Annotated in this window: 12 protein-coding genes and 3 pseudogenes; 2 read left to right on the top strand and 13 right to left on the bottom strand. The window is 54.4% G+C overall.

Translation table 11 applies throughout. The features are described from left to right. Positions 1–48 precede the first annotated feature (48 nt). The 3 genes from JCM13996_RS10950 to JCM13996_RS07915 form a co-directional block, all read right to left on the bottom strand. Positions 49–210 carry a hypothetical protein gene (locus tag JCM13996_RS10950; RefSeq protein WP_156321919.1) on the bottom strand — a complete coding sequence of 54 codons (162 nt, stop codon included), beginning with the start codon at positions 208–210 and terminating at the stop codon, positions 49–51. Between the two features lie 20 nt (positions 211–230). After that, positions 231–722, bottom strand: a complete 492-nt coding sequence (locus JCM13996_RS07920) for a thioredoxin domain-containing protein (protein WP_054750720.1) — start codon at positions 720–722, stop codon at positions 231–233. 101 nt (positions 723–823) lie between these two features. Further along, positions 824–1,567, bottom strand: a complete 744-nt coding sequence (locus JCM13996_RS07915) for a Cof-type HAD-IIB family hydrolase (protein WP_056969683.1) — start codon at positions 1,565–1,567, stop codon at positions 824–826. 156 nt (positions 1,568–1,723) lie between these two features. Between JCM13996_RS07915 and JCM13996_RS07910 the strand changes: the two genes are divergently transcribed. After that, positions 1,724–1,909 carry a hypothetical protein gene (locus JCM13996_RS07910; protein ID WP_156321918.1) on the top strand — a complete coding sequence of 62 codons (186 nt, stop codon included), beginning with the start codon at positions 1,724–1,726 and terminating at the stop codon, positions 1,907–1,909. A 122-nt stretch (positions 1,910–2,031) separates the two neighbouring features. Here JCM13996_RS07910 and JCM13996_RS07905 read toward each other — a convergent pair whose 3' ends face one another. The 10 genes and pseudogenes from JCM13996_RS07905 to JCM13996_RS12630 form a co-directional block, all read right to left on the bottom strand. Then, complete coding sequence (locus JCM13996_RS07905; RefSeq protein WP_156321917.1) at positions 2,032–2,220, bottom strand: hypothetical protein; 189 nt, start codon at positions 2,218–2,220, stop codon at positions 2,032–2,034. A 279-nt stretch (positions 2,221–2,499) separates the two neighbouring features. Further along, positions 2,500–5,306: pseudogene (locus JCM13996_RS07900) on the bottom strand (cation-translocating P-type ATPase). A 249-nt stretch (positions 5,307–5,555) separates the two neighbouring features. Next, the gene (locus tag JCM13996_RS07895; RefSeq protein WP_054750716.1) at positions 5,556–5,846 is read right to left on the bottom strand and encodes a hypothetical protein; all 291 of its coding nucleotides are present in this window, start codon (positions 5,844–5,846) and stop codon (positions 5,556–5,558) included. Next, a complete protein-coding gene (locus JCM13996_RS07890) occupies positions 5,839–6,249 on the bottom strand; it encodes a TetR/AcrR family transcriptional regulator (RefSeq protein ID WP_054750715.1) in 411 nt (136 codons plus the stop codon). Before JCM13996_RS07890 ends, JCM13996_RS07895 begins: the two co-directional genes overlap by 8 nt. Positions 6,250–6,350: 101 nt before the next feature. After that, positions 6,351–7,519 (bottom strand): annotated as a pseudogene (locus tag JCM13996_RS07885) (ABC transporter permease). Then, positions 7,519–8,238 carry an ABC transporter ATP-binding protein gene (locus JCM13996_RS07880; protein WP_054750714.1) on the bottom strand — a complete coding sequence of 240 codons (720 nt, stop codon included), beginning with the start codon at positions 8,236–8,238 and terminating at the stop codon, positions 7,519–7,521. The pseudogene JCM13996_RS07885 and the gene JCM13996_RS07880 overlap by 1 nt, the downstream one beginning before the upstream one ends. A gap of 139 nt (positions 8,239–8,377) precedes the next feature. Then, positions 8,378–9,064, bottom strand: a complete 687-nt coding sequence (locus JCM13996_RS07875; RefSeq protein ID WP_054750713.1) for a VTT domain-containing protein — start codon at positions 9,062–9,064, stop codon at positions 8,378–8,380. Between the two features lie 134 nt (positions 9,065–9,198). Then, on the bottom strand, positions 9,199–10,986 hold the full coding sequence (locus JCM13996_RS07870) for an ABC transporter ATP-binding protein (RefSeq protein ID WP_054750712.1): 1,788 nt from the start codon (positions 10,984–10,986) through the stop codon (positions 9,199–9,201). Continuing rightward, positions 10,987–11,634: an ABC transporter ATP-binding protein gene (locus JCM13996_RS12635; RefSeq protein WP_305068998.1), complete on the bottom strand. Its 648-nt coding sequence runs from the start codon at positions 11,632–11,634 to the stop codon at positions 10,987–10,989. It lies immediately after the preceding gene. 342 nt (positions 11,635–11,976) lie between these two features. Continuing rightward, a pseudogene (locus JCM13996_RS12630) lies at positions 11,977–12,489 on the bottom strand (ABC transporter transmembrane domain-containing protein); the annotation flags it as partial. A gap of 492 nt (positions 12,490–12,981) precedes the next feature. On the opposite strand from JCM13996_RS12630, the gene cls reads away from it, so the two are divergent. After that, the gene (gene cls, locus JCM13996_RS07860) at positions 12,982–14,439 is read left to right on the top strand and encodes a cardiolipin synthase (RefSeq protein ID WP_054750711.1); all 1,458 of its coding nucleotides are present in this window, start codon (positions 12,982–12,984) and stop codon (positions 14,437–14,439) included. Positions 14,440–14,690: the final 251 nt, after the last annotated feature.

The raw sequence follows: 14,690 nt of genomic DNA, 5'->3' as shown, positions 1-14,690 counted from the left end.
AGGACACAACCTATGGGGCACAGTCGCTATTGGTCGCAGTTTATTTTTTTACCGTCGCCACCGGAGCCACCCATTTGGGATCCATACCATCACAATGGCCAAGGCAATGAGGAGCCCATTGACCACCTGGCCCCACTGACACCAAGTGACCAAAACCAGCAAAGCACCAATCACACCGCCCTTAATGAGTAAGGGACCCAAGTCGGTCATGTGCTGCCTCCATCCCCACCTTAAGCAAAGTGTGGCAGATCCGCTAACGTGTCATCGAAATATAGGCGGTCGTGATAAACGACGGTGGGCAAACTGGTCACACCATTAGCCGCCACCTCAGCTGCCACCGTGGCCGCGACTTGGTCCGCATTGGCCTGTCGCTGCACGTGGTACGTGCTGGTCAAGTAGTCCGCAACGGACGGAGCCGCCTTCAACTCATCCTGGTGCGTGAACACCGCCCGCACCAAGCGCAAAGCCGCTTGAGGATCAGCATAATCAATGTAGCCGTTGGCAATGTTCCCCGCGCGCAATGGCTCCTTCTGCTTATTCCAAAACTTGAGGTGTACCTGCAACTTACCCGCGGCCACGGCCGCTTCCAGGTCCTCGTGCACCTGGGCCAACCAGTTACGCGTATCACCACAACCGAGATTAATAATTGCGATGATGGATTCCGGCGCCGTCGCGGCACCGTACGTTAACGTGGTGTCATTATCCAAACTAAACTTTGTCATGAATTCAACCTACCTTTGCTCATAATATCGTTGCCCGCATTATACACCCAGAACGTACCGCCGGATGGCGCGTGCCACCCCGTTGTGATCGTTATCGCTAGTCACAAAGGTGGCAGCGCTCGCCGCGCATTGCCCATCGCCACCGGGACGCCCACGCTGGCCAACATGGGTAAATCGTTCATTCCGTCCCCAATGGCCATCGTTTCTTCAGCCGCAATTCCGAGGTATGCGCCGAGGTCGGTCAATGCCGTGCCCTTGTTGGCAGTTTGGCTCATAATTTCAATGAAGTACGGTCGCGTCCGCACGATGTAGTAGTGCGCCCCTAGCTGGTTGATGCATTGCATTTGGACCGCGCTGATATCGGCCGGATTACCCGCCAACACAATTTTGGCCGCGTGAAAATCAGGGCTAATATCCGCCAGCGACACGTGGTGAATGCCAGCGTGATTCGCCGCTGCCTGCCGTACCGTGTACGGGTTAATGTAACTATCGGTGACGTAGTTATGCCCTTGCTCATCTAGAAAGTGAAAGTGCATGTGGTGGGCGACGCTAAACTCCGCCACCGTGGCAATATCATCCCGGCGCATGGTGTGCCCTTTAAGTACCCGTCCCGTCAGCGTTTGCAATAACGCCCCATTATAAGTGATGGCATACTGGGTATCACCATGCAAATTTAGTTCACGCAAATATGACCGGATGCCAAACAATGGGCGACTAGTGGTGAGCACCACCTTCACACCGCGACTAGTAGCCTGTTGTAAAACAACGGCCGTGGTGTCAGTCATCTGTCCCTGTGAATTGAGCAGCGTATCATTGATATCAACTGCAACCATTTTTATCGTCATGACACCCTCCTCCCTGGTAGCACCTCACGGTCAACGCCGCCGGTACCACCAGTAACATATCAAAAGTCTATCCTTCGATTATAACGTAAATTATCGGTAAGCGGTGCCATGACCGGTATTACTTGCACCACGAACAAAAAAATCAGACCCAATTATGTGGACTTTTCGGAGGAAGCGCGATATACCGATAATGCCGAAAACGTCATGCACACCTTTGGTGATAACGTCATGCGGGTAGAACACCTCGCGGCACACGACGGGGTCGCGTTGGCCCGAGCCATTCGCAAAGTCATTACCGCGACCAACACCAAAGCAATGGCACGAAACCACCAGTCAGCATAAGGACTGGCAAGACGTACCTCACCGCAGCGAGCAAGCTTCCCCATTACAGCCCCGAATAACAGGAGCAAAAAGCACAAGCCCACAATCGAGCTTGTGCTTTGTTTACGCATCTAACTACACTCCTACTTAACGGGCCGCATCCGGGTCGCGCGGTACTGGCCGGTTAAGCCGTCAAAACTGAACGCCTCGTTGGTCAGGTCAAATTCCACACGCTGTTTTTCGGTCAGTTGGAAGCGACTAATATCGGTACCCTCAATGGCGTGGTACGGCAAAAAAAACAACTTTGCCATCATCCGCATCAATGATGCCACGGCCCACTCCGGCATCATACCAACGTACCTTACCTAACTGCACCGCACCTGCCTCCTCACGTGTAACGTATTGCCACCCAATTCTACACTCTTGGGTACCGTCCTCACCGTTAATTTTACTACTTCACCCCAGCAACGACACGTCGCCGATAACTTAAATATAACATCAACCAGTGGGCTGTTAAAATGCCCACCACCAAAAAAAGCATTTCTAGGCAACAGATTCACCGTCGCCCAGAAACGCTATTTCTTTATGATACCTAAATGTCGTACTTGAACCTACTCCACTTGTGCTGACGAACGCCGCCCCCGCACAATCTTTTTACGGAGTTCCTCAATGAAGAACACCGGTAGTGGGATGCAGGCGAGGAAGACCCACTCCTGCCAGTGCAACGGCCCGGTCTGGAACACGTCCTGCAAAATTGGTGCGTGCATCAAGCAATCAGGATGAGGAATTCGACCACGATCCCGACGTTGATCTTGAAGTTCTTCCAGATGCCAATACTGAAGACCGACGCGTTGCGCGTCCGGCAGTTCATTACGTTGGCCATCTGTACAAAGATGACACAGGCCAACGTCATCGTCGTCGCCGTGATATAACCACGGGTACCGTCGGCCGCCAGGGCCACACTTGGCCAACCAGCCAGGTAGTTGACGAAGAAGTAGCCACAGGTGGAAACCAGGGCCCCAATCATTCCGTACCAGGCAAAGGCGCGCCACAACACGTTCTTCGTCAGCAAGTGTGACGTCTGTGAACGTGGCGGTTCCTTCATGGCTCCGGGTTCAGCCCGTTCAGCCCCCAGGCCCAATGCCGGAAGCATATCGGTCCCCAGGTCGATGGTCAGAATCTGCATAACGGTTAATGGTAATGGAATCAACCCACGGCTGAGCAGGAACAGCACGGACGGAATGGCTTCACCCACATTTGAGTTCAGGATGTAGGTCAAGAACTTCTGGATGTTGCTGTAGACGGTCCGGCCTTCCTCAATGGCAGCGACGATGGACGCAAAGTTATCGTCCGTCAGCACCATGTCAGCGGCATCTTTAGCCACGTCGGTCCCGGTAACCCCCATGGCCACACCAATGTTAGCCTTCTTGAGGGCTGGGGCGTCGTTGACCCCGTCACCAGTAGACGCAACGATTTCACCCATTTCTTGCAGGGTGGAAACGATCTTGTACTTCTGTTCTGGTGCAACGCGGGCAAAGATGAGTTCGTCCTTGAAGGCCGCCTTCAAATCGTCTTTGCTCATCGCAGCCAGCTCGCTACCAGTAATGACCCGGGCCTGGTTGCTAGAGACAATGCCAATTTGCGCCGCCACGTTGCGTGCCACCACCGGACTGTCACCAGTAACCATGATGATCCGAATCGACGCGTCGTGGCATTCCTTGACCGCCTGGAAAATCTCCGGACGGGCTGGGTCGGCCATGGCTGCCTGCCCCACGAGCGTGAGGTTTGTTTCACAGTTGTCGATCGTCAGGTCGTCCAGGTTGGCCGGCACCTGGTCCGCCGGAATATCCCGGTAGGCTACAGCCAGTGTCCGCAACCCAGATTCGGCATATTCCTGTTCCGCCTTCATGGCTGCCTTTTTATCAGCATCCGTGATGGGCCGGATGGTCTCGCCTTTGTCCAAGACGGTAGCACACTGGGTCAACATGTCGCCCAGTGATCCCTTGACGTTGATCCGCAAACTGCCATCAGGAAGTTTGTTGATCGTTGACATCCGCTTACGGACGGAATCAAAGGTCAGTTCCTTCACGCGCGGCATCTGCTTGTTGAGATCATCTGCGTCTATGCCGCCCTTTTCGGCCATGATGATCATGGCAGCTTCGGTTGGCGTCCCTAATAGTTTCGGGGCACCCTGGGGATCATCCCCCGGCTGGACGCGGGTATCGTTATCAATGGCGGAAATTTCAAGTAATGTTTTCAGTTCTGGTTCGTCCTTGAGGTGGACGTGGTGTCCCCGCCGCAGGATCTTCCCGTTGGCGACGTAGCCAGTCCCCTTCACGCCGTATTCACGGAACGGTAGCCAGATGTGGTTGACCGTCATTTGGTTCTGAGTTAAGGTCCCGGTCTTATCGGAACAAATGACCGTCGTCTCACCCAGAGTTTCTACGGAGTTCAGGTCCTTGACCAGGGCGTGCTTCTTGGCCATGCGCTGCACCCCTTGGGCCAGGGACAACGTCACGGTTGGCAATAACCCTTCAGGAATGAACGCCACGATCATCCCCAAGGCAAAGATAAAGGATTTGGCCACTGGGTATTTAACCACAAAGATAGCCAGGATGAAAAAGAGGATCCCAATACCAATGGCGATCATCGACAACTGCCGGGTCAGCCGGTTGAGTTCCAGCGTCAGCGGGCTGTCCTGGTGGGACTGTTGCTGCGTCAGCTGGGCAATCTTCCCAAATTCGGTCGTCATCCCCGTTGCCAGCGCCACAGCCGTCCCGGTCCCGGCACCAACATTGGTACCTTCATAGATCAGGTTGGCTTCGGCAAACTGACCTTCACCCGGATCGTAATCCACGCTCTTGCTTTCGGGAACAGATTCCCCCGTGAGCGCGGACTGGTCGACCTGCATCGAACTAGCCTGAATCAGCATGGCGTCCGCCGGCACGGCGTCACCAGCCTGCAGGTCAAAGACATCGCCGGGTACCAACTCAGTAGTTTCGATCTGTTTGAGTTGCCCATCCCGATGCACATTTACATAGGTGGGTAACATCTTCATCAACGAATCGGTCGCCTTTTGGGCGGCGTGTTCCTGCCAGAAGCTGAACACCCCGTTAATGATATTGACTGCCCAAATGGCAATCCCCAGTTCCAACATTCCGGCTACTACGGCGATAATACCGCCGACCCAGAGTAGCCAGGCCATCAGGCTCGTAAAGTTCTTCAAGAAGGCTTTTAGCTGAGATTGCTTTTTGCTCTTCTGAATTTCGTTTGGCCCGTACTGACGGAGTCGCTTAGCAGCTTCATCACTGGCGAGACCTGCAGCGCTGGTACCAAAGTCGTGATAGACCGTCGCCACTGGTTCCTTGGCGTAGTCCTGCGGCGTCTTCTTGGCGTCACGCTGAACTTGTTCACTCATCTGCTTGTCACCTCATCTAAAAGTGGTGTTGCGTTGCCACAACACAAATTCTTGGCCAGAGCCAAGTAAAGCGGTTCATTTGCCGCTAGGTTGGACCATACAGCGGTATAACACAACATGACCATAAACTGCAACCAGCGGTGTGATATTGTCCCACCGCTGGCATTCCCTTTTGGTCACGTAAAGTAATTTTAACACCATCACCAGTCCGTGCGCACAATATCGGCACAGAAAGTCACTGGAGAGCAACTACTTGGCTGGTCCACCCGTAATGGGGTGCGTGGCCATACTGTTGTAAATGGTACGCTTGAGCACTGCTAAGTCGCGGGCCGTGTCGGTAGGACCAAGCTGACCGAGCAGGTGTCCTTGCAAGAAGTAAATGAACAATGGTCCCGCGATGGCCCGGATGACATCGCCAACCGTCATTTCTGGGCGAATTTGGCCCACCTGCTGCAAATGCTTGAACGTGCCCACCGCCTTGTTCACGGCGGCATTGCCATTATCTGGCTGTAACCACTTGGTGAAACCTTCTTCACGCAAGTGCCGGTTCGTTAGTAGTTGTGAGAAAAGAATCACGAAAGCGTCGGCGTTGACCTGCAAAAAAATGCAACCGATCCGTGACCACATAATCCAGCAACGTCTGTAAATCATCCGTTGTTGGTAAATGGTCCACAAAGCTGCTTTGGTACGCCCCAAACATATTCGTAATAATTGGGGTAACGATGGCCGTCAATAGGTCACGTTTGGTTTTGAAATACTTGAAAATCGTGGCCTGACTAATGCCTGCCGCATCCGCAATTTGCTGCGTGCTGGCGCCATCGTAACCGTTAGCCGCGAATACCGCCAATCCCGCTAGGAGCGCCTTGCGCTTCCCCGGCGGCATGGGTTGCGCTGCCACCCACTCACGGTAGTCCATAAACACATTATTCGTTGACTCCGTCATGTTTGTACCCCCAAATTGGTTGATCAATTCGTATTAACTGGATGTGCACATCACCCTCTAGTCAGTTTACCACCGGGCGGCCAATTCCAGTTTTGTCGTCTTTAAACTTTGCGGTAGCGTTTCAAACCGACCACGTTTAACGCGGCGAGTACGACGCAAAGGCCAGTAATACCACTAGGTCGACCCAGATCTTGCTCAAACCGTCACCATTAAAAATAATGGCATTTTGTGCGTCGGCCGCGTAGCGTATCGGAAAAATGTAGCTGAAGTAGTCCAACCACTTGGGTAGCGCGTCCAACGGAATCAACCCCGACAGGAAGATCTGCGGCACCAGCACGATGGGCAGAAATTGCATCATTTGGAATTCGGATGCCGCCAAAGTGGACAGGAAAATGCCAGCTGTCACCGCCACAAACGCAACCAGCACGTTGACGAGTATCACATTGGCTAGGTTGCCGACAACCTCAACGTTGAGCAACCACACCGTCGAAATGACGATGACAACTGTCTGTAATAAGGCCAGAATCCCGTAGGTGCCCAAATAGCCCAGGACAATTTCGCTACGCCGCACCGGGGTGGCCAACACACGATCCAGTGTCCCCGTTGACCGTTCCTTAAGCAACGCCATACCTGAAACCAAGAAGACAAACAGGAACACGAAGAACGCCATCATGATTGGCATGATCTTGTCAAAGTAACTGGTATTACTATCCCCGTACACATAGTGGTTGTGTACCTTAACGGCCTTGGTCGTCTGTTTAGTCTTACCAGCAGTTGTGGTTGGCGTGGTACTAGTGGCACCCTGAGCAGCCACCTGTGCTTGCATCTTCGCCTGCAACGTGGCATTCGCCATAGCCAACTTAGTCACTTTGGCGCTTAACTCCTTCAGCGTAGTAGACGTCATGCTACTTTGGAAGGCCAGCTTGGTCATGCTGGTCTTGGTCGAATCAGTGTTGGCGTATGTGACGTCAAACCGACTGTCGTGCTCCTTGACGATGGCATCCACTTTACCCGACTTCAAGGCAGCCTTTGCGGACCGGTTCGTCGTGTACTTGTGGGCACTAACGTGTTTTACGTCATTCAGTTGGGTCCGCAGGCTGCTTTGCACGCCCACCGTAGCCACATCCACGTGCGTCGTGGAGTTCACTGAGAAAACCACGCTCATCAACCACATTACCAGGACCGGGGCAACAAAGACTAACGCGAGGGTCCGCGGATCCCGCAGCAATTCCTTGGCAATTCGCCGCATTAATTTAATTACTCGTCGCATTATAGTTCGCCCTCCGCCTTCAAAAATACCTCTTCAACCGTGTCCACTTGATAATCAGCTTCCAATTTATTCGGGGCGTCAAACGCCATAACTTTGCCGCCTAGCAATAGCGCCACCCGGTCACACTTCTCCGCCTCGTCCATAACGTGGGTCGTGATGAGCACGCTGCTACCAGCCGCCACGGCGCGCCGCAATTCGTCCCAGATGCGTAACCGCAAGGCGGGGTCAATGCCGACAGTCGGCTCATCAAGCACCAATAACCGTGGTGAATGGAGTAAGGCAATCGCCAATGACAACCGCCGCATCATCCCACCAGAGTAACCAGATACCCGTTTGTCCAGATCACCAGTGAGGTCAACTACCTGGGCCACCCGGTCGATCTCGGCAGTCAGCGTATCCTGGGGTAGACTCTTCATCACCGCAAAAAACTGGAGGTTTTCACGGCCCGTAAGTGTGGTGTATAACGCATCGGATTGCGCCATATAGCCAATTTGCCCCAGTAGCGCGCGGTTAGGCATGGTTGCGCCGTAAACCTGCGCACTCCCGCTATCAGCGATTTCCATCCCCAGTGTCGTTTTGATGACCGTGGACTTGCCCGCACCTGAGGGACCAATGAGGCCCAAAATCTCCCCAGGTTGTAAGTCCAGGTTCACGCCGTTGAGCACCGTTTGTTGGCCAAACTTCTTGGTCAGTCCTGACAATTTAATGACGCCTACCATACGTGTATCCTCCTCGTCTTGTCGGTGAGTGAGTGCTCACTAACCTATCGGTGCAAAGACTACACCCAACCATGGTGAGGGTCAAGGAAAATCACAAAAAAAAGGCGCTGTCTGCAACCAGACAACGCCCGCAAATCATTTATTTAGTATTATGCACATGCCGCCGTACACGGGTGAAAGCCCACGCAATCGCCGCCGCCACGCACGCCACGATCACGACCACCAAAACGTCCGGCCACTGCCCACTTGTAACCAGGTCACCACCAAACGCGTACACAAAGGCCACGGTGCTGGTGCCCAGGACGCACGCCGCAACGTAACGTCGCCGGGTAATGGTCACCCGGTTAGCCGCCACGTTAACAAACATCGTGGGAATCATGGGCACCGCATAGCCGATCGCCAGCACAATTTCGGGCCGTCGAGCATTGACGAGTAAGCGGTACAGCCACGTATCCGGCGGTTGCCGCTTCCGACCGACCTGACCAAACAAGTAGGTCTGTAGCATGTTGCCACAGGTCATCCCCACGGCGTCCACCATGAACCCCCGCCAATGGCCAAAACAAACACCACCAAAGAATGCCAGCACCGAAATGGGTACTCCCGGGATGTTCGCCATAATGACCAATAAGGCGGTAAAAATCAGGAGGTCAACGGGACCTAACGTCCGCATGGCCAGCAACCAGGCTTTGTAGTGGCGCGCCGACCGCCAGAGGGCATTCAACTGGTCCCAGTAACGGTAACCAAGAATGGCCACTAGCACGAGTGCGACGATGATGGTGACGACACGCCCACGCCGGCTTGACCAATCCGTTCGTAACCACCGCACACCATCGCCTCCCAGCATCTAGGTGAGTTACCACTCACCTTTTCTCGACCCAATGATAATAATGCAGTCGCCCGTTGGTGTCAATTGGGACAACTGCGTTTCAGCCAGTGCTCGTGCCCCAGCAAATAGCGCCCTCACGCGTTGGTCGCCAACTCCGGCATCTGGTCCCGGTACAACTGGGCGTAAAAGCCGTTCGCTGCCATCAATTCCGCATGGGTGCCACGTTCAATAATAGTGCCATGGCGCAACACGTCAATCTCATCCGCATGCACGATGGTCCGCAACCGGTGAGCAATCAGAAAGCTGGTACGCCCACGCGTGACGGCATTCATCGCTGCCTGCAGCTGCGCCTCGGTGACGGTATCCACGTTGCTGGTGGCCTCGTCCATGATCAATACCGGCGGGTCGGTCAAAATCGTCCGCGCGATACTCAGCAGTTGTTTTTGTCCGGCAGAGAAGACGGACTGTTCATCCGTAATTAGCGTATCGTAGCCATCGGGCAACGTCATGATGTAATCGTGGATGCGGGCCTGCTGGGCGGCGTTGATCACAGCCGCATCCCCAGCATCAGGATCACCAAAACGAATGTTATCCCGGATGGTGCCCGAAAACAACTGCGGATCCTGTAGCACGATGCCGACGTTGTTCCGCAGGCTGGTAAGTTCGAGTGCGCGAATGTCGGTGCCATCAATGGTAATGCTCCCGGTATCGACATCGTAAAAACGGTTGAGCAGGTTCATTACGGTGGTCTTCCCCGAACCGGTCGGCCCCACCAGCGCCACCATGTGCCCGCGTGGCGCATCAATATTGATGCCGTGCAAGATCTCGACACCTGGCAGGTAGCCAAAGTGGACGTCGGTCAACTTAACGCCGTGGTGCACCCCGTCAATCACTTTGCCATCGGTGGACCGGACCTCATCGGGCTGCGCAAAGACTTCGCTCACGCGCCGAGCACCAGTGACGGCCTGCTGGATGATGTTATACACGCTGGTCAACTGAATGATTGGCTGATAATACTGCTGAGCATACTGGACAAAGACGGCCACCACGGCCAGCCCGGTCCCCAGCGCCATGTTGCCCTGCAGTACGTACCAACTACCAAAGAAGATAACGATGGCCGTATTCAGGAGCATCAGCCCCGACATGACCGGCATCAGCATCCCAGCCCAAATTTGCCCGCGCTGGGCCGCTTGCAGCACCGTCGCGTTGCGGCTGGTAAAGCCGGCAATTGACGGTTGTTGCAAACCGTTGGTGATAATGACCTTCTGACCGGTAATTTGTTCATTAATGTAGCCGTTCAGCGCCCCAACGGCACGCTGTTGCTCGTTGACCGCCCGGCTGGCGTGTGTGATGACGAACCAGCACACCAAAACCGCCAGTGGCGTAGTAATGATCGTCACGACGCCCATCATGACGTTACTAGAAAACATCATGATCAGGACCCCTATCAGGGAACCAAACCAATAGAAACTGTTGACAAACACTTGGTTCATGGCATTAAAAATGTTATCGAGATCGCTGGTAAACCGGGCCAGTAAGTCCCCGTCCTCAGTCCGGTCAAAATAGCTGACCCCAATTCGCTGCATTTTGGCGAATAGTTCGCTCCGCATACGGGAGGTTGATACACCGGCGACCCAGCCCAAAATGGCTGAGGTGGCGCAATCCGCAAATCCTGCCACCACGTTAATGGTAATCATCGTCGCTGCCGTCCGGATAAAGGGTGCCATAACGACGGTTTGATGAGCGCGAAACTCAGCCAGTACGGTGGTCAGTTGCGTCACCGCGTGACCCAGTAAAATGGGGGTGTATACCGCTGCGCCGCAGTAAATGGCCACAGTCAGCACACTGATGATCAATTGCCACGGGTACGGCTTGAGGTAGTGGCCAAAGTAATGACGTGCAATTTGAAAATCACTTTGCATTTAGCCCACCTCCTCAGTGTTACGCTGCGAATCCAGAATAGTTTGGTAGACCCGGTTTGTCGCCGCCAGCTCGGCATGCGTCCCGTTGCCGACCACGCGACCGTGATCCATGACCAAAATACGGTCGGCGTGCATCACGGACGAAATCTTTTCCGCAATAATAACCGTCGTCATGTGGCCGAGGTCCCGCGCCAATGCTTCTTGCACCCGCTTTTCACTACGCGCATCCAACGCACTGGTCGCGTCGTCGAGCACCAGTACGGCTGGCTGCCCAATTAGACCGCGGGTAATGCTCAACCGTTGCTTCTGCCCACCAGAAAAGTTTGCCGCCCGCTCGTCCACGGGCGCGTCGAAACGCTCAGGTAGCTGGTCGATGAACTCGGCTGCTTGGGCAATCTTGGCCGCCCACTCCATGTCGGCTACCGTGGCGTCCGGCCGAACTTGCCGCAAATTGCTGGCAATCGTACCCGAAAACAGCGTCGACCGCTGCAGCACCACCGCCACGGCTTTGCGGATACTCCGTGGGTTTAGTTCCCGTAGGTCGTGACCGCCCACTAAAATGGCACCGGTGTCGGGATCGAATAATCGCCCTAGTAATTGCGCCAGCGTGGACTTGCCACTCCCAGTCGCACCCACGATGCCGAGCATCTCACCTGGTTGGACTTTGAAGCTGATATTTTTGAGCACGGGTTCGTCGTCACCCGGATAGGTGAACGTGACGTTCCGCAACTCGATCCCGCCGTCGAGGTTCAACACGGGCGCCCGGTTAGGAAACAGCATCGACGGCGCGTGCCGTAGCACCTCACCAATCCGCCCAAGGGAAACAAAGGCCCGCGTCGCCCCGGTGGCGATAAACGCCGCGTTCATCAGGGCGTACAAAATCTGGAGCACGTACCCCACAAACGACGAAATAACGGCTAAGTATGCCGGATGACTGGTAATTTGGTTCCCAATGAGTAGCACAGCAACACCAACAACAACGTTGGCAATCATGAAGAACCCGGGAACCATCACGGCGAAGGCATACCCAATCTTGATGCTCAGCGTCTCCATCAAACCAGATGCGTGGTTAAACTTAGCCATCTGCGCGTTTTCCTGGTTAAAACTCTTCACGACGCGCACACCCATCATGTTTTCACGCGCGATGGTGTTCACTTCATCAATGTAGTGTTGAATTTTGCCAAAGTAGCCCCCCATTTTGACGGTCATAAAGGCCCCCAGAGCGCCAATCACCACAATCATGGCTAGGAGCAACCACCAGAGGTCAGGAATGGCCAGCAACGCTAGCGCGAGGGCGCCCGCAAAGGTGATGGGGACCCGCAAAACGATCTGGAGGATCGACATGACGAGCATCTGCACCTGGTTAATGTCGTTGGTCATGCGCACACCAAGGGATGACGCACTAAAGGCCTCAATATCGGCGTAGGCAAAGCGTTGAATGCGCTGATACAAGTCCGTACGCATATCTGCGGCAACCCGCACGGCGTTTGGGCAGCCCAAACGGTATTGAAGATGCCAGCAACGATGCCTAGCAGTGCCACCAGCAGCAACTGTAACCCCAAAGTGAGTACGGTCGCCTGCTGGTTAGCGATGATGGCCGCCAACACCTTCTGCAATAGAAATGGCTGCCACAGAATGGCAGCGGCTTGCAAAATCGTGGTAATAACCGCCCCAGCGGCGGTACCGGCATGCCGGCGCAAGTATGGCCAAAGGACCCGCATAGCAACAACCTCCCCCAACGTAAAATGAGGCGGAGCTACATGGCCCCGCCATAATTTCACTAAAACCTTATCTTCATCTAATGTAGCATAATCGTCCCCGTTGCACCATGGGTGGTTACCTTTGGATCCAATTCGTGGGGGCGGTACGTCTCCCGCCCCAGATGTAATCCGCCACTTCCGCGACTGGGACGTACATCCCACCAACTACCAATGGGATGGCCAGCATCAGCGTGGTATACTTACCTGCGTAAACGTCAAGTGAAAGGGTTATTTTATGCAGATTGTCAACTGGATTATTCTAGCTATCGTGCTGTTGGACTGGGTTGCGGCGATCATCACCGTTTTCCACGCGCAGCGTAATATTGCCGCCACTTGGGCATGGCTCCTGGTGCTAGTCGTTATACCGGTGTTCGGCTTTATTCTGTACCTCTTTACGGGCCGCGGACTGGGCAACACCAAGCTTTTCCGCCTGCGCACAGCCGACCGGATTGGGCTCAAAGAAGTCATCGATACCCAGCGGGATAGCCTCCCCCGGTTAAAACGTACGGATACCGACGAAATTACACAGCACCGCGCCTCAACGGTCGAAATGTTCCGCCAGTTAGATAACGCCCCACTCATTCGGCGCAACGCCATCGAGATTATCACGGATGGTAACGATAAATTTGCGCGCATGTTTGCCGACATTAAGGCGGCACGCCACAGTATTCACATCGAATATTACACGTTCTACCCGGACAAAATTGGTACCCAGTTGCGTGACTTACTCGTCGAAAAGGCCCGTCAAGGCGTCGAAGTGCGGGTAGTCTACGATGCCTTTGGCTCCCACGGCACCACCCACCACTGGTTTAAGCCCCTCCACGACGCGGGCGGGAAAACCGTCCCCTTTGTCACTAGCCGTAATGCCATCGTGAGCTTCCGGTTAAACTACCATGATCACCGGAAAATCGTGGTCATCGACGGTAAAATTGGTTACACGGGCGGGTTTAACGTTGGTGACCAATACCTCGGGCGGGCCCCCAAGTTCGGTTACTGGCGTGATACCCATCTGCGAATTGTCGGCCATGGGGCACAGTTACTGCAAGTGCGGTTCATCATGGACTGGAACTCCTCCGTGGGCCAAGCCGACCACCTGCAGTATGACCTCCGCTACTTTCCCACCCCGGACAAAGAAATCTCTGGCACCACCAGCATGCAGCTGGTGACCAGTGGTCCCGATTCCAGTACCGAACAAATTAAGCTGGGTTACATCAAACTGATCAACGCGGCTCGCCGGCGGGTCTGGATTCAAAGTCCGTACCTCGTACCTGACGACGCCGTCATCACGGCGTTGCGGATGGCCGCGGCCGCCGGGATCGATGTGCGCATCATGATTCCGTGCATGCCCGACCACCCGTTCATCTACCGGGCGACACAGTACTACGCCAACTACCTGCACCAGTTTGGCGTCCACGTGTACATTTACAACAACGGTTTTCTGCACGCTAAGACCATGCTGGTGGATGACGACATGGCGAGCGTCGGGAGTGCCAACCAGGACTTCCGCTCCTACAGCCTTAATTTCGAAATCAATACGTTCATGTACGACCACAGCATTGTGCGGCAGTTGGCTGACATTTACCAAAGCGACATGGAAGACTGCACCGAACTGACCGACCGCATGATTGCAGCGCAAGGACGTTGGCTCCGGTTCAAGCAACTCTTCTCGCGCTTATTGTCACCCGTTCTATAACGCGAATAGCTCTACCATTACTAGCGGTCGGACTTGCCGTAAAGTCCGGCCGCTTTTTTTGCGTTGGGCTCTTGTTGGCGCCACTTCAAATAACAAGTTGACATATTTTTAGCACTCTAGTTGACAGAGTGCTAAACAGGTGCGATAATACATTATGTAAACAAGAGGACGACGTTAGGCAACTTGTTTGCGGATGCCAGTTTAATAAGCAGCAGCAAGGTACCGCCCACGTCGGTGATACCTTTTTCCAT

Origin of the sequence: Lacticaseibacillus thailandensis DSM 22698 = JCM 13996, assembly GCF_001312865.1 — a bacterium.
GTDB classification, from domain to species: Bacteria; Bacillota; Bacilli; order Lactobacillales; family Lactobacillaceae; genus Lacticaseibacillus; species Lacticaseibacillus thailandensis.
This window is presented reverse-complemented; position numbering and strand designations above follow the sequence as displayed.

Bases quoted from the DNA above. Each gene is read 5' to 3' on its own strand.
- JCM13996_RS10950 (WP_156321919.1), bottom strand. From the start codon at position 210: ATGACCGACTTGGGTCCCTTACTCATTAAGGGCGGTGTGATTGGTGCT.
- JCM13996_RS07920 (WP_054750720.1), bottom strand. From the start codon at position 722: ATGACAAAGTTTAGTTTGGATAATGACACCACGTTAACGTACGGTGCC.
- JCM13996_RS07915 (WP_056969683.1), bottom strand. From the start codon at position 1,567: ATGACGATAAAAATGGTTGCAGTTGATATCAATGATACGCTGCTCAAT.
- JCM13996_RS07890 (WP_054750715.1), bottom strand. From the start codon at position 6,249: ATGACGGAGTCAACGAATAATGTGTTTATGGACTACCGTGAGTGGGTG.
- JCM13996_RS07880 (WP_054750714.1), bottom strand. From the start codon at position 8,238: ATGGTAGGCGTCATTAAATTGTCAGGACTGACCAAGAAGTTTGGCCAA.
- JCM13996_RS07870 (WP_054750712.1), bottom strand. From the start codon at position 10,986: ATGCAAAGTGATTTTCAAATTGCACGTCATTACTTTGGCCACTACCTC.
- JCM13996_RS12635 (WP_305068998.1), bottom strand. From the start codon at position 11,634: ATGCTCGGCATCGTGGGTGCGACTGGGAGTGGCAAGTCCACGCTGGCG.
- cls (WP_054750711.1), top strand. From the start codon at position 12,982: ATGCAGATTGTCAACTGGATTATTCTAGCTATCGTGCTGTTGGACTGG.